The 14,145-nt window shown below is 60.2% G+C and carries 27 protein-coding genes; 19 read left to right on the top strand and 8 right to left on the bottom strand.

Going from position 1 to position 14,145, the window contains the following annotated elements; all coding sequences use genetic code 11:
- Window positions 1-8: 8 nt before the first annotated feature.
- On the bottom strand, window positions 9-359 hold the full coding sequence (locus tag GGR23_RS19745) for a hypothetical protein (protein WP_183368042.1): 351 nt from the start codon (window positions 357-359) through the stop codon (window positions 9-11).
- Between the two features lie 175 nt (window positions 360-534).
- Window positions 535-747 carry a hypothetical protein gene (locus GGR23_RS19740; RefSeq protein ID WP_183368041.1) on the bottom strand — a complete coding sequence of 71 codons (213 nt, stop codon included), beginning with the start codon at window positions 745-747 and terminating at the stop codon, window positions 535-537.
- A 174-nt stretch (window positions 748-921) separates the two neighbouring features.
- Here GGR23_RS19740 and GGR23_RS19735 point away from each other — a divergent pair, with 174 nt between their 5' ends.
- Entirely contained in the window at window positions 922-1,161 is a 240-nt protein-coding gene (locus GGR23_RS19735; protein ID WP_183368040.1) for a hypothetical protein, read from the top strand.
- Window positions 1,148-1,444 carry a hypothetical protein gene (locus tag GGR23_RS19730; RefSeq protein ID WP_183368039.1) on the top strand — a complete coding sequence of 99 codons (297 nt, stop codon included), beginning with the start codon at window positions 1,148-1,150 and terminating at the stop codon, window positions 1,442-1,444. Before GGR23_RS19735 ends, GGR23_RS19730 begins: the two co-directional genes overlap by 14 nt.
- Here GGR23_RS19730 and GGR23_RS19725 read toward each other — a convergent pair.
- Complete coding sequence (locus GGR23_RS19725; RefSeq protein WP_246365926.1) at window positions 1,441-2,190, bottom strand: LexA family protein; 750 nt, start codon at window positions 2,188-2,190, stop codon at window positions 1,441-1,443. The genes GGR23_RS19730 and GGR23_RS19725 overlap by 4 nt on opposite strands.
- 113 nt (window positions 2,191-2,303) lie before the next feature.
- Between GGR23_RS19725 and GGR23_RS19720 the strand changes: the two genes are divergently transcribed.
- The 11 genes from GGR23_RS19720 to GGR23_RS19670 all read left to right on the top strand — a co-directional run bounded on the left by GGR23_RS19720 (window position 2,304) and on the right by GGR23_RS19670 (window position 7,125).
- Window positions 2,304-2,477, top strand: coding sequence for a hypothetical protein (locus tag GGR23_RS19720; RefSeq protein ID WP_246365913.1), 174 nt, complete (start codon window positions 2,304-2,306; stop codon window positions 2,475-2,477).
- Complete coding sequence (locus GGR23_RS19715; protein WP_183368037.1) at window positions 2,477-2,695, top strand: hypothetical protein; 219 nt, start codon at window positions 2,477-2,479, stop codon at window positions 2,693-2,695. The genes GGR23_RS19720 and GGR23_RS19715 overlap by 1 nt, the downstream gene beginning before the upstream one ends.
- Before the next feature lie 135 nt (window positions 2,696-2,830).
- The gene (locus GGR23_RS19710; protein ID WP_210297026.1) at window positions 2,831-3,142 is read left to right on the top strand and encodes a hypothetical protein; all 312 of its coding nucleotides are present in this window, start codon (window positions 2,831-2,833) and stop codon (window positions 3,140-3,142) included.
- A 222-nt stretch (window positions 3,143-3,364) separates the two neighbouring features.
- Window positions 3,365-3,640 carry a DUF2312 domain-containing protein gene (locus GGR23_RS23305; RefSeq protein WP_343066709.1) on the top strand — a complete coding sequence of 92 codons (276 nt, stop codon included), beginning with the start codon at window positions 3,365-3,367 and terminating at the stop codon, window positions 3,638-3,640.
- Window positions 3,640-4,017 (top strand): DUF1064 domain-containing protein, encoded by a 378-nt coding sequence (locus GGR23_RS19700; protein ID WP_183368035.1) that lies wholly within the window; start codon window positions 3,640-3,642, stop codon window positions 4,015-4,017. Before GGR23_RS23305 ends, GGR23_RS19700 begins: the two co-directional genes overlap by 1 nt.
- Window positions 4,014-4,520, top strand: a complete 507-nt coding sequence (locus GGR23_RS19695; RefSeq protein WP_183368034.1) for a GcrA family cell cycle regulator — start codon at window positions 4,014-4,016, stop codon at window positions 4,518-4,520. Before GGR23_RS19700 ends, GGR23_RS19695 begins: the two co-directional genes overlap by 4 nt.
- On the top strand, window positions 4,520-5,044 hold the full coding sequence (locus tag GGR23_RS19690; protein WP_183368033.1) for a hypothetical protein: 525 nt from the start codon (window positions 4,520-4,522) through the stop codon (window positions 5,042-5,044). The genes GGR23_RS19695 and GGR23_RS19690 overlap by 1 nt, the downstream gene beginning before the upstream one ends.
- A complete protein-coding gene (locus GGR23_RS19685) occupies window positions 5,037-5,366 on the top strand; it encodes a hypothetical protein (protein ID WP_183368032.1) in 330 nt (109 codons plus the stop codon). The genes GGR23_RS19690 and GGR23_RS19685 overlap by 8 nt, the downstream gene beginning before the upstream one ends.
- On the top strand, window positions 5,366-6,205 hold the full coding sequence (locus GGR23_RS19680) for a hypothetical protein (RefSeq protein ID WP_183368031.1): 840 nt from the start codon (window positions 5,366-5,368) through the stop codon (window positions 6,203-6,205). The genes GGR23_RS19685 and GGR23_RS19680 overlap by 1 nt, the downstream gene beginning before the upstream one ends.
- Window positions 6,144-6,581 (top strand): hypothetical protein, encoded by a 438-nt coding sequence (locus GGR23_RS19675; RefSeq protein ID WP_183368030.1) that lies wholly within the window; start codon window positions 6,144-6,146, stop codon window positions 6,579-6,581. The genes GGR23_RS19680 and GGR23_RS19675 overlap by 62 nt, the downstream gene beginning before the upstream one ends.
- Before the next feature lie 40 nt (window positions 6,582-6,621).
- Entirely contained in the window at window positions 6,622-7,125 is a 504-nt protein-coding gene (locus tag GGR23_RS19670; protein WP_183368029.1) for a helix-turn-helix transcriptional regulator, read from the top strand.
- A 592-nt stretch (window positions 7,126-7,717) separates the two neighbouring features.
- On the opposite strand, the gene GGR23_RS19665 is transcribed toward GGR23_RS19670, so the two are convergent.
- From GGR23_RS19665 to GGR23_RS19645, 5 genes are all read right to left on the bottom strand, one after another.
- Window positions 7,718-7,996, bottom strand: a complete 279-nt coding sequence (locus tag GGR23_RS19665) for a helix-turn-helix domain-containing protein (protein WP_183368028.1) — start codon at window positions 7,994-7,996, stop codon at window positions 7,718-7,720.
- 62 nt (window positions 7,997-8,058) lie between these two features.
- On the bottom strand, window positions 8,059-8,841 hold the full coding sequence (locus GGR23_RS19660) for a hypothetical protein (protein WP_183368027.1): 783 nt from the start codon (window positions 8,839-8,841) through the stop codon (window positions 8,059-8,061).
- 101 nt (window positions 8,842-8,942) lie between these two features.
- Window positions 8,943-9,743, bottom strand: coding sequence for a DUF4942 domain-containing protein (locus GGR23_RS19655; protein ID WP_183368026.1), 801 nt, complete (start codon window positions 9,741-9,743; stop codon window positions 8,943-8,945).
- A 73-nt stretch (window positions 9,744-9,816) separates the two neighbouring features.
- Window positions 9,817-10,053: a hypothetical protein gene (locus GGR23_RS19650; protein WP_183368025.1), complete on the bottom strand. Its 237-nt coding sequence runs from the start codon at window positions 10,051-10,053 to the stop codon at window positions 9,817-9,819.
- An 11-nt stretch (window positions 10,054-10,064) separates the two neighbouring features.
- Window positions 10,065-10,259, bottom strand: a complete 195-nt coding sequence (locus GGR23_RS19645; protein WP_183368024.1) for a hypothetical protein — start codon at window positions 10,257-10,259, stop codon at window positions 10,065-10,067.
- Window positions 10,260-10,654: 395 nt separating this feature from the next.
- Between GGR23_RS19645 and GGR23_RS19640 the strand changes: the two genes are divergently transcribed.
- The 6 genes from GGR23_RS19640 (at window position 10,655) to GGR23_RS19615 (ending at window position 14,141) form a co-directional block, all read left to right on the top strand.
- Window positions 10,655-11,194 carry a hypothetical protein gene (locus GGR23_RS19640; protein WP_183368023.1) on the top strand — a complete coding sequence of 180 codons (540 nt, stop codon included), beginning with the start codon at window positions 10,655-10,657 and terminating at the stop codon, window positions 11,192-11,194.
- A gap of 159 nt (window positions 11,195-11,353) precedes the next feature.
- A complete protein-coding gene (locus GGR23_RS19635) occupies window positions 11,354-11,626 on the top strand; it encodes a hypothetical protein (protein ID WP_246365912.1) in 273 nt (90 codons plus the stop codon).
- A 52-nt stretch (window positions 11,627-11,678) separates the two neighbouring features.
- Window positions 11,679-11,945, top strand: a complete 267-nt coding sequence (locus GGR23_RS19630; RefSeq protein ID WP_183368022.1) for a hypothetical protein — start codon at window positions 11,679-11,681, stop codon at window positions 11,943-11,945.
- Window positions 11,929-13,524 carry a hypothetical protein gene (locus tag GGR23_RS19625; protein ID WP_183368021.1) on the top strand — a complete coding sequence of 532 codons (1,596 nt, stop codon included), beginning with the start codon at window positions 11,929-11,931 and terminating at the stop codon, window positions 13,522-13,524. The genes GGR23_RS19630 and GGR23_RS19625 overlap by 17 nt, the downstream gene beginning before the upstream one ends.
- Window positions 13,514-13,978 carry a hypothetical protein gene (locus tag GGR23_RS19620; RefSeq protein ID WP_183368020.1) on the top strand — a complete coding sequence of 155 codons (465 nt, stop codon included), beginning with the start codon at window positions 13,514-13,516 and terminating at the stop codon, window positions 13,976-13,978. The genes GGR23_RS19625 and GGR23_RS19620 overlap by 11 nt, the downstream gene beginning before the upstream one ends.
- Entirely contained in the window at window positions 13,959-14,141 is a 183-nt protein-coding gene (locus GGR23_RS19615; protein WP_183368019.1) for a hypothetical protein, read from the top strand. Before GGR23_RS19620 ends, GGR23_RS19615 begins: the two co-directional genes overlap by 20 nt.
- Window positions 14,142-14,145: the final 4 nt, after the last annotated feature.

Raw genomic sequence — 14,145 nt, 5'->3', positions numbered from 1 at the left:
GTGGGGCGCTAGCGGGCGATGCCGGCCAGCGCGTGGTTGTCTGTCCGGTGCTCCCGATACGGGTCCGGTGGCCGCCAGCCATTGGCCTGAAGATGGTCGGCCCATTCCCTGTCCGCTGCCGGATCGACCAGGATGCGAGCGCGGACGTATTCCTTCAGCGCCTTCTGGAAGATGCGCTCTTCTGCCTTTGCAAACCGAGTGCTCGCCTCGGCGCGGATCTCGATATCGTCAACATCCACGATGAACATGTGGTCGCTCTTCGCGCCCGCGTCCTTCAGAACCGCCCTGCCCTCGATCAGCACTTCACCTGCTGCCGGGGTGTATTCGAACGTGAAGGTGTAGCTCTCGAATTCGGTCATGCTCATCTCCTGCTGAATTGGGGTGCAGCGGGCCGCTTGGGGGTCGGGCACGGCCCGCTGCTTTCACTGCCGGGGGACGGCGGCAGGGATCAGAGCCGCTTTCTGCGGCTGTGCCGGCGGGCGTCTGCGATCAGCAGCACCAGCGGGGCGATAAGGATAAGGGAGAGGGCCGTGATCATACGCGCTCGATCCGGTAGGCGGCTTCGACGCGCTCGAGCGCCACATAGGCGTTCACACCGATCAGCGCGATGAGCGACAGGCAGATAATTGCCGAGATCAGGGTGTACTCCGCGAACCGGGCGGCGAAGAGCCCGGCGTCGGGCGATCCGGTGGTTTCATCGGGAAGCACGGAACGGCCTCGGCTATCCGGAATATGTTTGTCTGGCATAAGCTAGTCCCTCCAGTTCGATGAGGGGAAATGTATGCTAATCGTACATCTGTGTAAAGGTGTCTTGTACGATAAACATACATATTAGTTGTTGGCTGTGATTGTTAGCGTTCGGAAGAATCGATTCGACTCCCGCGTGCAGTTCTGCTTTCATTGGAACGAAAGGAGAACATCATGGGTCTTGCCGCATTGGAATACAAAGCTCGGTTCGCTCTTCACCTGCGCTGCGATAACTGCATGCGCGAGAGCATCCTACCGCTCGACATCCCACAGGTTGATTTTGCTCCCTCGGACATTGAGGAGCTGACGGAGGACGCGGCGCTAAATGGCCTGCGATATCACTGCCGACACTGCTCTTGCACGGTCGGCCGTATTTTCCAGATCACCGATGGAGTAAATCATGCGCGATTCTGATGTGATTGAATTTATCGTGGTGCCGCCGGCTGACCGCGTAGCAGAACTAACCCACCTGAAAGAACAATTCCTCGGATATCTGACGAGGTGCTTTCCGCAATTCATGTTCAAGCTCGCGCCCTTCGCTCCAGTGGGAGACGGAAGGGACTTCGGAGTGTATCCGATCATGAATTATCTTGCTGATGACGGGAAAAGCAGGATGTGTAATCCGCCAGCTAACTGGACCATGGCCGAGATAGCCGAAGCATGCCGTGGCTTCACCGCGGGTGTCGGGCGTGCCTAGAACATCTCCGGCACGTCATTCACGATCCGGCGCACCAGGGCGATAATTTCGATTCTGGTGCCGTTATCGGCCTCTGCATCGCTTCTGACGATGATCGGCTTATGCTTCGGATTGGTGGAGCGAGGATGGAATTCAATTCGATCCTCGTACATCTCGATCTGCTTCACCGACCATTCACGGAAGTGGCCGCCGTCTCTCGTGCGCTCAACCACTACCACCATGCCCTGCTGAGGCGTGATCCTATGTGCGATGTCTTCATAGGCCACACAGAAAATCTTGGCTCCCGGCAAGATCGGCGCTGGGCGTAGGTCATCCATAGAATCGCCTGACACCTCGAAGAACATCTGCCGAGCGTTCGGATAGCGCGGATCTGGGTAGCCGTATTCTTCTTCCGGCTCCGACTGGTCGAATTCATCCACCTCGCGGAAGGCGCCGGCTTCCACGATGCCTGCCTTGCGGATCGGCACCTGTGTCGCGCTGTATGGCTGAAGCTCTACGCTCGGCGGCGGTACGCCAAGGAATTCTGCAATCTTCGGTATCTCATGAACCTTCAAATTGCGCTTGCCATGCATGAGCATGGTGATCTGGGGGTGGGCCACACCCAGGTGAGCGGCTAGCGCGGTCTGCGTTTTGCCACTCGATTTCAGACCCTTACGGATCCAGTCCAGATAGATTCGATACACTTCATCGCGCATGTCCGATTTTCGCACATCGTAGAAATCGGCGCATTTAGGATTATCGTACATGGCTACTTGCTCGCACTGTATGTTTATCGTACATTGCCGCTATGAGATGCGAACCAGCGAACACGATCATCACCAAATTCAAGGGTCTGAAGCCTCTGGCTGAGGTGACGGATGTGTCCGTTCATACCGTCATGCGGTGGCGGATGCCCAAGGAGAAAGGCGGCACCGGCGGTGTCGTGCCGCACTGGCATATCCCGGCCATCCTCGCAGCGGCGAGAGAGCGAGACATCGACGTGGGCCCGCTGGATTTTGCGCCAGTCATTGATGCCGGAAGCGAGGTGGCGTGATGTCCGAATTCTCTGCCTTCATCGAGACCATGCGCCGCCGGCTGGATGCGGTCAGCTCACCGAAACTCCGCCGCGATCAGAAGCTCGGCGGTGTTGCGCGTAGCTTCACCAGCATCGCCTGGGAGAGTGGGGGCAAGGGTCAGCAGTTCGTTGGCGACCTCTTCAAGAAATTCACGGGTGCGATGCGTGCCGCGTGGCGAAAGCGCCATCCCGATTGAGAAGATCACTGCGGCGTTTGCCGCGGCGACTGATTGAGAATTCATCTCTGGTTACTCCTGGAAGGTTGTTCGATGGGGACATCATTGCCGCTTTTTTCGGACTCTGGATTCCCAAAGCGGGGAAACCGGATTCCCTTGGTCGACGCCATTTGCGGGGTTGCTCGCACTCTGTGGCCGTCGAAAACCGCCACGAACCTCGCCAGCCGGGCTGAGATCAGCGAACGAGCAGCCAAGCTCTGGCTCGAGGGGCGAACCGAGCCGGGCGCCGAGGCCGTTGTGAACCTCCTGCGGTCGGATGCTGGTTTCGTGGTCCTGCAGTCGATCATGCAGGGCTCGGGGACGCGCTGGTGGCGGGAGTTCGAGCGCGGCGTCCAGATCGCCGAGCTTGAGCAGCGGCTGGAATGGCACCGGCAGCAGCTCGACACCCTCAAGCAGGAGCTGAAGTGATGCGCACCACCCTCGCCGACATCCTGTTGCGGGTTTCCTGCTGGCTTCATCGCCGATCCGTGGAAGCAAAGAACGCAGCACTGTGGGTGCTCGGCGCCCGCAACCAGTCGAAACAGTAACCCTCCACGAAAGGACAGGATCATGGACAGCATCCCGGCAAGCGCGGCACGGGCCGTTACCCAGAACGCCGCGGGCATCTCGGCAGCGAAACAGTCGGCTCAGGTGGAGGCATTTTCGGACGAGGAGACTGGACAGGCTGAGGTTCAGCGGGTCGCCGCTGCCGAGCTCCGCCAGTTTATCGAGAGGATTGAGCGGCTCGAGAAGGAGAAGCAGACCATCGCGGACGATATCCGCGAGGTCATCAGCGAGGCTAAGGGCCGCGGCTACGATACCAAGGCCATGAAAACCATTCTGCGCCTTCGAAAGAAGGACGCCAACGAGCGGCTCGAAGAGGAAGCTATCCTCGACGTCTACATGGCCGCCCTGGGAATGGTTTGATGACCGGCGGGGGCCGGATACAGAACAAGGCGGGTTCCGGCCGCCTTGCTCTGGGTCGCTTGAAAACCGGAGAGATGAACAAAACCGAGGCAGCTTATGCAGCCCATCTGGAGAACGAGAAGCTGGCCGGCCGTGTCGTCTGGTTCGAGTTCGATTGCTTCAAGTTCCGCCTCGCCGACAACACCTTCTACACCCCCGATTTTGCCGTGATGTTGTCCACCGGCCACCTCGAAATGCACGAGGTCAAAGGCTTCTGGCAGGACGACGCCCGCGTGAAAATCAAGGTGGCCGCTGATCTTTTTCCCCTTCGCTTTATCGCTGTTCGCCCGCTTCCGAAGAAGGACGGCGGCGGCTGGTCTATTGAGGCATTCGAATGAACATCAAATGGACAGAAGAGAACACAGCCGCGCTGAAACAGCTGTGGGCTGCTGGACACAGTGCGACGGTCATAGCCGAACGTCTCGGATGCGTTTCGCGCAATTCGGTGATTGGCAAGATCGCCCGTCTGCGCATGCGTGACACCAGCATCGAGCGCCGCCCGCCTCCTGCTCCGGCTGATCAGAGACCGAAAAGAGTTCCCGTCGCCCGGCCTCCGCGGCAGCGGCCAAAAATTCGGGCGGTCGATTCCAGCCCTCGGCCTATCACCTGTGAACCTGTGGTGGCCGATGCGCTGAGGCCGGAGCCGCTCAACATGACGCTGGTGGAGCTCGGCCGTCTGGATTGCCGGTGGCCGGTGTCGGGCGAGAAAGACAAGACGCTGTTCTGCGGGCACAGCCAGGCCGAGGGCTCGTCCTACTGCGAGTATCACAAGCGCGCTGCCCGTAGTCGCGGGACGGTATCCGAGCGCAATGCCATGAAGATCTCGAAGGTGCTTCTCTGATGGGCCGCCGAAGCGATTTTCCCCGCATCGCCCGAGATGCCTATCAGACCATCGATCCGAACGCGGTGCGCAAGCTGCTGCCGCACCTTCGCGGCGTTAAGACCTTCGCCGAGCCCTGCGCCGGCGAAGGCTATCTTGTTGGGCAGTTGCAGGAGGCTGGGCTCGAATGCGTCTATGAGGGCGATATCTCCTGTGGGTATGACGCCCTCGTCTATCCCTTCGATCAGGACGCCAGCTTTGACGCGATCATAAGCAACGTGCCTTGGGATCGGCATATCCTTCACCAGATGATCCTGCGCTTCCAGGCGATGGCGCCGACATGGCTCCTGTTCGATGCGGAATGGGCCCACACCAAGCAGTCCGCCCCGTACATGGATCAGTGCAGCCATATCGTCTCGGTAGGCCGCCTGAAGTGGATCCCCGGCACGAAGATGACCGGGAAGGAGTCGTGTGCGTGGTATCGCTTCCACTCCCAGCATTCCGGCGGTCCACGGTTTATAGGCCGGGAGGTCGCGAATGCATGAACGCATCTCCAGCCACGCTGTTCTCCGCTACATGGAGCGGGTCATGCGCCTGCCGGTTCAGGAGTGGATCGGCGATGACGACACGCTGCCGGAGAACCTGAAGGTGCTGCGCTGCTGCCAACGCGCCCGCCTGTCTCTCCATGACATCTGCAACGAGATCCTGCACCCAGCGGTGAAGCTGGTCATGGATAGCGGCTTTGCCAACTGCAAGGTGCGCCTGGACCGGATCACCTATGTGGTCAAGGACGGCCACCTGATCACCGTCATGCGCGAAAATCCGATGAAGCCCCGGCGCCGGCCGCGTGAAGTGGAGATGGATTGATGTCCGTCATCGCCACAGCCGTGAAGCACTTGCTGGCCGCCGGCGTGACCGGCGATGATCTGATCGCGGCGATTGCCGAGATGGAGGCTTCCATGGCGCCTGCTGTCAGCACCCAGAGGACGGCACGGCAAGAGCGGAATCGGCGGTACTACGAAAAGAACAAGGCGTCTGAAAAGCGTCTTAAAGCGTCTGAACCGTCTTATTCAGACGCTTCAGCCCCTTCCCCTTCTTCCTTCCCCCTTGATCCCCCCTCCCAGACCCACCCCCCTATAATCCCCCAACCATCATCCCCAGCCCCGGGAATCGCGCGAGGCGCGATGGCCTCCCGGCAGGCTGATCTTCGGCAAGAGTTCGATAGCCGGTTCTGGCCCAACTACCCGAACAAGGTTGGCAAGCCGGTCGCCTTCAAGGCGTTCGTCAAGGCAAGAGCTGGCGCCGATCTGGAAACGATCATGGCCGGCCTGCGGGCCTACGTCGGCAAACGGGATGACCGGCCATGGTGCAACCCCGCCACATGGCTCAACCAGGAGCGCTGGAACGATCTCCCGGCGATGGTGCAGCGCGGACCGCCCGGGGCCGCCCCCGGTCCTGACGGGCTGCACCGTGACCAGCAGGGCCGCGTCTCGATGGCGGATTTCACGGGCAAGGTATTGCAACGCATGAAGGAGCGAGACGATGGACGCACGATTGAGGCCGATTACCAGCATGGAGCTGGCGACGGAATTGAACCGGCTTTTCACCGCGCTCGAGCTGAAGAGCGGTTCACCGGCATCGAAGATGGACAGCTACATCGACGCCTGCCAAGGCCTTCCCTGCCACTCTGTGAAGATGGTGATTGAGGCCATCTGCACCGGGCAGATGCCGGGCTTCAGCCTGAAATGGGCGCCCACTGCGCCGGAGCTGGGCGCGGCGGTCCGCGAGCATGCCGCCCATGTTCAGAAGCAGGTCCAGCTGGCCGAGGAGCGCATGCAGATCGAGGACAAGCGTCCGGTGCCGGTGGCGGTGCGTCTGGTGGAGCAACGGGTCGCCGAGGCGCGCGCTGCCATGGACGCAGAGGAGCGCGCCCTTCTGTTCACGGTGGAAAGCCATGCCGAGCTGGTGAGCCGGCGGCGGGAGCTGCCCCCTGGTGCGAAGTATTGCGGGATTCTCTCGGCAGTGTTCGGTCCGCCGGGCTCAGCGAAATCGCCTCCCGTTGATGCCGATGTGGCGTGGTGAAATCGGACAACTTTGGACAGGTTTAGACAGGTTCGGACAGATGGCAATCACCCAGCGCAACGAAAAATATCTCGACATCGGGGATGTGTGCGAGCGGTTCGGTATCGCGCGCTCAACCCTCTACGTCTGGATGAAAGACCCTTCGTTCCCGCCCTCCGTCATGATCCGGAAGCGCCGGTATTTCAGCGAACTGGCGTTAGCGCGCTGGGAAGCAGAACGAGGCGGCGAAGATCCTGACCTGCCGGATCGCCTGCACGGGCTTAAGCCGATCTCGGGCGTGATCAGCGATTATCAGGGCTTCGTGGACGCCATGGTGAAGCGGCGGTCCACAATGGGGATCAGCAGCATGGAGCTCGATGCCCGATCCGGGATGCAGGAAGGCTACGCCTCGAAGCTGGAAAACTACGGTCGCCCCCAGGGGCGCGGCATGGGGCCAGATGTGTTCCCGCTCTGGCTTGGCGGGCTTAAGGTCGGCGTGGTGCTAGTGGAGATCCCGAGGAGGCCCCGCCGAAAGAAAGATCAGGCCGACGTGCCTCAGGTTTAGCTTCTATCAGCGCCTGTTCCTTATCCAGATCCAGTAGGCGACGAGCGCAAAGAACAGGAGAGCCAAGAAGGCAAGATATGACATTGCCAGTTGTCCGCTAGCCTCTCCCTTGAATTGCCAAACCTGCAAGCGGAGTAATTCGTGTGTCATGGCGCACCTTTCACCAAAAGAAACCGGTGCTGCCTGCTGCGCACTATGCCTAATCGCGGGGCCGAAACAAGGGCGATTTCGCCGTCATCCAAACCGCCACATTGGAAATCAAACAGTGGATGTTCTCGTTTCTCAGGCGCGATTTGTGAGCGCCAAGGCTTGACCGCTTATGGATCAGGACGTTAATCAACCCTCGCGGCGAACGAAATGAGAACATCAATACGAGGATTTGCCGTGCGCTCAGAGTCCCCCGTCTATGACGATCCCTTCAATTTCATGATTGAGCTGCTGGATGACAACGGGAAGGCCGTGGAAGCTCTCGGTGGCGCGAACAATGGCATAGCAGCAAAACGGGCATTCGAAAGCCTTGTAGAGCAGTATGGGCCCGGGGCCGTGATCTGCATCAGGCAAAGGGGGAGAGTGCTGCGAACGCTGGCCGGTGCTATGCGTCCGGACCGATCGTGATCTGAACCGGCTGCTGGATCTTGAGCGACGTGGTGAGCCAGTCGAACTGGATGCCCATGGCGACCGCTGCGCATGCGAGCCGGTACCGCTTCCGGGCCATCGGGTCGATGTCCTTTGACGGGTTCTCGAAATCCTTGATGCTCGACGCGCTGAAGCCTGTCAGCGCGGCCAGCTGATCGCGGGTCAGCTCCAGCACCTCCTCGCGCCAGTACCTGGCCTTCAGGTGCTCCGGTGCATCGTGGGGTGGTTTGTCCATGGGTGAGTCCGCATTGCTGGCAGTCGCGGCACCATGCAGATTTTCGGTTACCGAGTCCATGGTCATGCGGCCTTCGCCTGTTCGCGGGCCGCCATGGTGTCGGGCGGCACCATCATGAAGCTGCCGCGCTTCTTCAGGTATCCATCCTCGACCGCATGAATTGCAAGCCAAGCGCCTTCGGGCCCGCGCAGCCGGATGTTCGGTGATATTCCCTGCTGACAACGGCCCGGGGACATGCCGTCACCAAGGATAGCGCCACGGCTGCGGTCCGCCGGCTCTTCGGTTTCCAGCTGACGCATGATCTGCCGGGCAGTCTTGGTGGATAGGCTGCAGCATTCGATGTGGAAGCGGACAGCACGGAAGATTTCATCTGTGCCTGTCAGGTGCGCCGTGTCCATCAGGTGTGACCAGTGCTTGTTGTTGCACAGGTCTACAGCATGCCACCAGCGGGGCAGCTCGCCACGGTCTCGGCCGAACTCGTCGTGATCCTGCCACACTGCCCGGATGCCGGATCGCTGCTCGATCTCCTCAAGGAATGGCGCGACAAACTCGCAATCCCACAGCCTCGGATGCCGCAACAGCAGCTGGCTGGATGCTGTCTTGGTCCGGTCGCGGTCCATAAACTCGACAGGGAACCGGTATAGGCGAGACGGGAAAGGGACATGCAGCTTGCTGGTTAGGCCGCGGTTGAGGTTCAGCAAGAACTCGTTGTGCTCCAGCTTCGCGCCCAACAGCGCCTCTTTCACCGGATCGGGCAAGGCCACCGGTGCGGCCGGCGTTGCGGGAGTCGCGTTGTTACCGAAGAAATCGAATGCCAATTGGTCGACTGATGCTTTGCGCGCCATTGCTCGAAACCCTGATGTGATGGTAAAAGCGGGCATCCTTTCTGTGAGGATCGCCCGCAAGGGTGTGGCCGGGCGCTGGCAATTCGCCCGGCCGTTTCGTTTCAGGCTGCTTGGCCCAACACGGCGCCATAGTGATCAGCGATAATCCTGTTCATCTCGCGCACCAGATCGTCACGCTTGAACCACACGTGCATCGTTGACTTGCGGAACCAGCGGAACCGAAAATATTCGGTCTCGCACTCCGATTTGCCCTCACGCATAGCCACGCTGGCGATCTGTGTTGCATCAGTCTCGAACGGCTTGCCGTCCAGCTGGTGCATGATGCGGTCGAGGTCTCGCACAATATCGATGGCTTGGCTGCCATAGCTGCTGCTGTACCACGTGGCATGGTTCATGTAGTGCGACACGGCATAGTCGAGGATCATGCGGCTGCCGACATGGAAGCTGTCGTTCGACTTGAAGCCCTTCGGGGCAGACTTGAACGCATTCACCACGCTCTCGTTGAAGATCGCTCCTGCGTTGCCCATCTTGTCCGCAAAGGTGGCGAATGCCGTCTCGACGGTGAATTCCGGCGGGTTGTCCTCAAGCAGCTTTTGGAACTCGCCTTTCTGTTTAGCGCCCATCAGCGCGCCAAGGCCGGACGCCATCAGCAGATTGTTCCAGCAGTCGCGGTCAACACCCCTGCGCCATTCTTCCGCCTGCGACTTGCAGGAGAACCGCGACCGGCTGGGCGAGGCCAGCGCCTGCGCACCGCCTGCATATTGGAATGAGGGGGCTGCGCGCTTTGCCGCCGCGTTGGCGGCCTCAATGGCTGCCTCTGCCTGGGCGAACGCTTCAATGGCTCGCGTGCGGTGCGCTACCAGCTCTTCAATCGAGGCTTTGCGAATGATGTCCGTGGTCATGGGACTGTCCTTGTTCTGTGAGGGGTTTTCGGTCTGGCAACCGGATAAGGGCTCGAAAGCCCTTGCCCTGATGTCAGCGGCGCGTGTCCAGCTCGAGGCCGGTAATCACGCCCTCGGCGTTCGTGAACACTGCGCGAAACTCTCCGATCACGGTGCTGGCGCCATGCAGGGCATATTCCCATTCCTGCTCGAAACGCTTGTATCCAAGGGCGTCTGCGATCAGGAGCGAGCCTTCGAACTTGTGTCCGACCTGCAGCATGGACCGGGCTGCCTTCATGCCTGCGTTGTAGGCGGCGATGCTGTTGTTCATGTCCGCCTCCCTCAAGCTGCCACGTGCCAGACACAGCGGGCGAATGCGTGGGCCCACTCCTGAGTATGAGAGCCGGTCTTCACGTCCTGCAGGTCAACCGTGCGCTTGCCGTAGTGCTTGACGCGATAGGCCACGCCCTCGCTGCAATAGCTGCCGTTGATCTTGCGGTCGAAGATGATGATGGAACCATCAGCGGGAATGTTCATGGGGATCGTCCTTCTGTGAGTGAGTGGAACCGGCTGGCATCCGGTATCCGCATACAAGCACACCCCTCCCCGTCCGTCAACCCCAACAGACATTAAATATCTTTTATTGCGCTATTTGAGGACATTAAACACCGAGAATCATAGGCGAACGAACAGGCCAAACAGACATTAAATATCCATCACGGAATGTTACGGATTGTTGCGAATGATCAACAACATTGAAATCATTGAATAAAAAACCTGTGCTTTGACAACCGTTCTCCACAGCGGCCACCATCGCGCGGCGTTCCTCCCTCATCGGCTCTCGCCAACGCCTCATCTCCATAGCGAAAGCGAAGCGCCGACCAAGGCAGCGAGCGAAAGCGATCAACGAGCACAGCGAGAGACAGACAGCGATGGTCATGCCCTCGAAGAAGGCCACCGACTACGGAACCAAGGCCCGATCCGCCGCAGCACTCCTCAAAGCCGATGAAGAAAAAAAAGAGGCCGCAATCAGCGAGAAAGCACGCACCGCTGTTGAGCTGATGGTGTTCGAAGGCCTCAAGCGATCCGACGCGGCTAAAAAAGCAGGAATGCACGAAGAGAGCCTTCGCCGCGCCCTCACCAAGCCCAACACTCTGGCTTACATGAATGAGTGCATGGAGGTGTTGCGAACGAGCGTCCGCCCTCGTGCGCTACTGAAGATGGAAAGCCTGCTCGACGCGAAGAACGAAAGCACCCAGTTCAAGGCCGCTGAATACCTGGACGGCATGAACCGAGGCAGCCACACCATCGGCGCGGCGCAGGTCAACGTCCAGATCAACAACAGCGTGCAGCTAGACACCCCCGGCTACGTCATCCGGCTGGCCCGTTCGGATGAGCGCCTGATCTCCCATCAGGAGCAAATCGAGGCCAAGCCGTTACCATCGCAGCAGGACGTTCCCGACGATGAATGAGGAACGCGGCCCCGTACCCCCTTCGTTCTGCTCCGGGCCGCTCTTCGAGGGGGGTGGGGGCAAAAACGGGCGGTCTCTTCCCAGTCCACCCTCACCCAATCGATTTCCCCGTTTGGGGGATGTGATCCAGATTTTTTTTAACCAGCAAGGAGAGCTGACATGACGGAAGAAAAGAAGATGCGTGCCAAGGTCCGGGTGGGTTCGGTGACCCCGGTCCAGTTGCATGAAGGTCGGGTCGTACAGGAGCGTCTGGTTTTCCACGGTGTTGCGAAGAAGACCCCATACGGCGCTGATGGTCATGACGAGGACAACACGTTTGCACGTTACTCGCCCTCGGTGAATTTCGACATGATGGTCATGAACCCCGCCCTCATCGGCACCTTTACGCCGGGCGACACATTTTACGTCGACTTCATCCCGACCGAGCAGTGAGCGATTTGGCCGGGCCACAAGCGTCCGGCCTTCCTCTTTACGGAGAAACGGCATGACTGATCTGAAGATCGTGACCTTCGACGCGAAGGCTGGCCTGAAGGCTGATGTTGTTGAGAAGGCGCGCAGTCTCCTGGCGATGGCCGAGGCTGGCAAGCTGGTGGATCTTTGTTACTCGGCGGCGAGCACCGATGGCAGCATGATCACCGGTTTCACGGCGACCGACGATGCGCCGCGGCGGCTGGCTGGCGTTTATCATCTGCTGTTTCGGCTGAATTCCTCGATGGACAGGGATGCCGAGGTCTATGCTGCAGATCATTGAGCCCGAGCGGCCGGCGGAACTGCCGAGGATCGAGCGAGACGCTGCCGGGCGGAAGATCTATGCGCCTGATGGTGATGTGCTGATCGACTTTCTGGAGTGCCGCAAGCACGTGTCGATTATCCGTGGCTCGATTGGCTCCGGGACATCCACGGCTTCGATCATGAAGATGTACATGATCTCGATGGAGCAGCGCCCCCAGGAGGACGGTATTCGGCGGACGCGGTGGTGCGTGGTTCGCAACACGTTTCCGGATCTGAAGAGCACGACGGTCAAAACATGGCTCGACTGGTTTCCGGAGGAGCAGTACGGGCGGTTCTTCTGGGATCGGCCCTACCGGCATGAGATCAAGCTGGGCGATCTGGAGATGGAGGTGCACTTCATCGCGCTCGACAGCCCGGAAGATGTTCGGAAGATGCGGTCGCTCGAGGTGACCGGGTTCTGGTTCAACGAGCTGGAGTTCATCGAGAAGGACATCGTGGACGAGGCCGAGTCTCGAACGGGCCGCTATCCGGCGGTGAAGGACGGCGGGGCGACGTGGGACGGCATCATTGCCGACATGAACGCGCCGCGCGAGGATCACTGGGTCCCGTTGATGATGGGCGAGGTTCCCCTGCCCGACGACTGGACGGAGGAGGAGCGTCTGGCCTTCCAGCGCCCGGACAACTGGGGCTATCACGTGCAGCCGCCGGCCATGCTGGAGATCAAGGATGCGTCTGGAACCCTGCTTGGCTATCGGATGAACCCGAAGGCCGAGAACACGAAATGGCTGAAGCCGGGATATTACGCGGAGAAGATCAAGGGCAAGTCGAAGCGCTGGATCGACAGCCGTGTGCTGAACAAGATCACGGTCTATGTGGACGGCAAGCCTGTCTGGGAGCAGTTCAACGAGGAGACGCATGTCTCGAAGACCCCGCTGGAGCCGATTCCCGGATGGCCGATCTATGTGGGGCTGGATTTCGGACGAAACCCGGCCTGTGTTGTCGGACAGCTGGTGAACAACCGGTGGCGGGTCTTCGCCGAACTGACGGCGCGCGGCGTCGGGGCGTCCATTTTCGCCCCCCTGGTGAAGAAGCTGCTCGACCGGCGGCTGGGAAACTGGTCTCCGGCCGGGCATGGCGGCACCGAAAACGGATATAGCGTGGAGTTCTTCGGCGACCCGAAGGGCGAGGATGGAACGCAGGCGGACGAGAACACAGCGTATGACGTGTTCCGGTCATTCGGGATGCCGGTGCGGCCGGCGCCTGTCAAAAACAACCACATCCAGACCCGCATCGAGGCCGTGGAATACACGATGATCACGATGGTGAACGGATCGCCGCGCTTTCTGGTGTGCGGGACCCATTGCCGGACGCTGAAGGTGGCGTGTGCGGGGGGCTACCATTTCGCCCGGATCAAGGGAACGGCCCGGCACAAGGAGGTGCCGGAGAAGGATCGCTACTCCGACATCGCGGATGCCCTGGAATATATGGTTCTGGGCGCTGGTGAAGGTCGAGTTGTCGCCGGCATGGAGCGCGGCGGCCGGAAAGCTCCGGTGGATATCAAGATGAGAAAGAAATCGAGGCGGCGCGGTGGGATCTGAGAGCTTTTCGCGGCGGTTGCCGCTGGATCATTGCGAGCCGAGCGCCTGGTTCGTGGCTTTTCACACGGAGTCGCCGCGGTGGTGGCTGAACTGGCTGGCAATGGGGCGGTTCAAGCACGTTTCCGCCTTCGGCTATGTCGATCGCGCTGCATCATGGGTGTTTTTCGACTTCAACCTCGACCGGAGCAGGATCTATGTGGTTCATGGCCGGGATGCCGATCCCATGATCGCAAGGTTCTCGGACAAAACGGTGGTTGTGCGGGTCCCGAAGCCGGCCGATGCGGTCAACAGCCTCAATATGGCGGTGGGCGCGTGGTGTGTTCCGGCGGTCGCTCACCTGATCGGGATGCCCGGCTGTGCTTTGCGGCCCGATGCCCTTTACCGGCAATGTCTCGCCAACGGTGGCGAAATCATCTGTGCGGAAGGGTCAACCGATGAAACAGAAAATCCCTGAAGATCCCGAGCTGAAGCGGCAGCAGGCAGCGGCGGCACAGCAGAAGGTGAACACCATCCAGGACCAGCTGTCGGCAGAGACCGACAAGTCGATGCGCTACTTCGGCGCGCGGCAGGCCATGGCGGGGGCTCGCTCCTCGCCGCTCCTCAAGATCCTGAAGTAAGGCG

It is taken from the genome of Gellertiella hungarica (assembly GCF_014197145.1).
Taxonomy (GTDB): Bacteria; Pseudomonadota; Alphaproteobacteria; order Rhizobiales; family Rhizobiaceae; genus Gellertiella; species Gellertiella hungarica.
This window is presented reverse-complemented; position numbering and strand designations above follow the sequence as displayed.

Coding starts and splice junctions, on each gene's coding strand:
- GGR23_RS19745 (WP_183368042.1), bottom strand. CDS start 359: ATGACCGAATTCGAGAGCTACACCTTCACGTTCGAATACACCCCGGCA.
- GGR23_RS19740 (WP_183368041.1), bottom strand. CDS start 747: ATGCCAGACAAACATATTCCGGATAGCCGAGGCCGTTCCGTGCTTCCC.
- GGR23_RS19735 (WP_183368040.1), top strand. CDS start 922: ATGGGTCTTGCCGCATTGGAATACAAAGCTCGGTTCGCTCTTCACCTG.
- GGR23_RS19730 (WP_183368039.1), top strand. CDS start 1,148: ATGCGCGATTCTGATGTGATTGAATTTATCGTGGTGCCGCCGGCTGAC.
- GGR23_RS19725 (WP_246365926.1), bottom strand. CDS start 2,190: ATGTACGATAATCCTAAATGCGCCGATTTCTACGATGTGCGAAAATCG.
- GGR23_RS19715 (WP_183368037.1), top strand. CDS start 2,477: ATGTCCGAATTCTCTGCCTTCATCGAGACCATGCGCCGCCGGCTGGAT.
- GGR23_RS19700 (WP_183368035.1), top strand. CDS start 3,640: ATGACCGGCGGGGGCCGGATACAGAACAAGGCGGGTTCCGGCCGCCTT.
- GGR23_RS19695 (WP_183368034.1), top strand. CDS start 4,014: ATGAACATCAAATGGACAGAAGAGAACACAGCCGCGCTGAAACAGCTG.
- GGR23_RS19690 (WP_183368033.1), top strand. CDS start 4,520: ATGGGCCGCCGAAGCGATTTTCCCCGCATCGCCCGAGATGCCTATCAG.
- GGR23_RS19685 (WP_183368032.1), top strand. CDS start 5,037: ATGCATGAACGCATCTCCAGCCACGCTGTTCTCCGCTACATGGAGCGG.
- GGR23_RS19680 (WP_183368031.1), top strand. CDS start 5,366: ATGTCCGTCATCGCCACAGCCGTGAAGCACTTGCTGGCCGCCGGCGTG.
- GGR23_RS19675 (WP_183368030.1), top strand. CDS start 6,144: ATGGACAGCTACATCGACGCCTGCCAAGGCCTTCCCTGCCACTCTGTG.
- GGR23_RS19670 (WP_183368029.1), top strand. CDS start 6,622: ATGGCAATCACCCAGCGCAACGAAAAATATCTCGACATCGGGGATGTG.
- GGR23_RS19665 (WP_183368028.1), bottom strand. CDS start 7,996: ATGGACAAACCACCCCACGATGCACCGGAGCACCTGAAGGCCAGGTAC.
- GGR23_RS19660 (WP_183368027.1), bottom strand. CDS start 8,841: ATGGCGCGCAAAGCATCAGTCGACCAATTGGCATTCGATTTCTTCGGT.
- GGR23_RS19655 (WP_183368026.1), bottom strand. CDS start 9,743: ATGACCACGGACATCATTCGCAAAGCCTCGATTGAAGAGCTGGTAGCG.
- GGR23_RS19650 (WP_183368025.1), bottom strand. CDS start 10,053: ATGAACAACAGCATCGCCGCCTACAACGCAGGCATGAAGGCAGCCCGG.
- GGR23_RS19645 (WP_183368024.1), bottom strand. CDS start 10,259: ATGAACATTCCCGCTGATGGTTCCATCATCATCTTCGACCGCAAGATC.
- GGR23_RS19640 (WP_183368023.1), top strand. CDS start 10,655: ATGGTCATGCCCTCGAAGAAGGCCACCGACTACGGAACCAAGGCCCGA.
- GGR23_RS19635 (WP_246365912.1), top strand. CDS start 11,354: ATGACGGAAGAAAAGAAGATGCGTGCCAAGGTCCGGGTGGGTTCGGTG.
- GGR23_RS19630 (WP_183368022.1), top strand. CDS start 11,679: ATGACTGATCTGAAGATCGTGACCTTCGACGCGAAGGCTGGCCTGAAG.
- GGR23_RS19625 (WP_183368021.1), top strand. CDS start 11,929: ATGCTGCAGATCATTGAGCCCGAGCGGCCGGCGGAACTGCCGAGGATC.
- GGR23_RS19615 (WP_183368019.1), top strand. CDS start 13,959: ATGAAACAGAAAATCCCTGAAGATCCCGAGCTGAAGCGGCAGCAGGCA.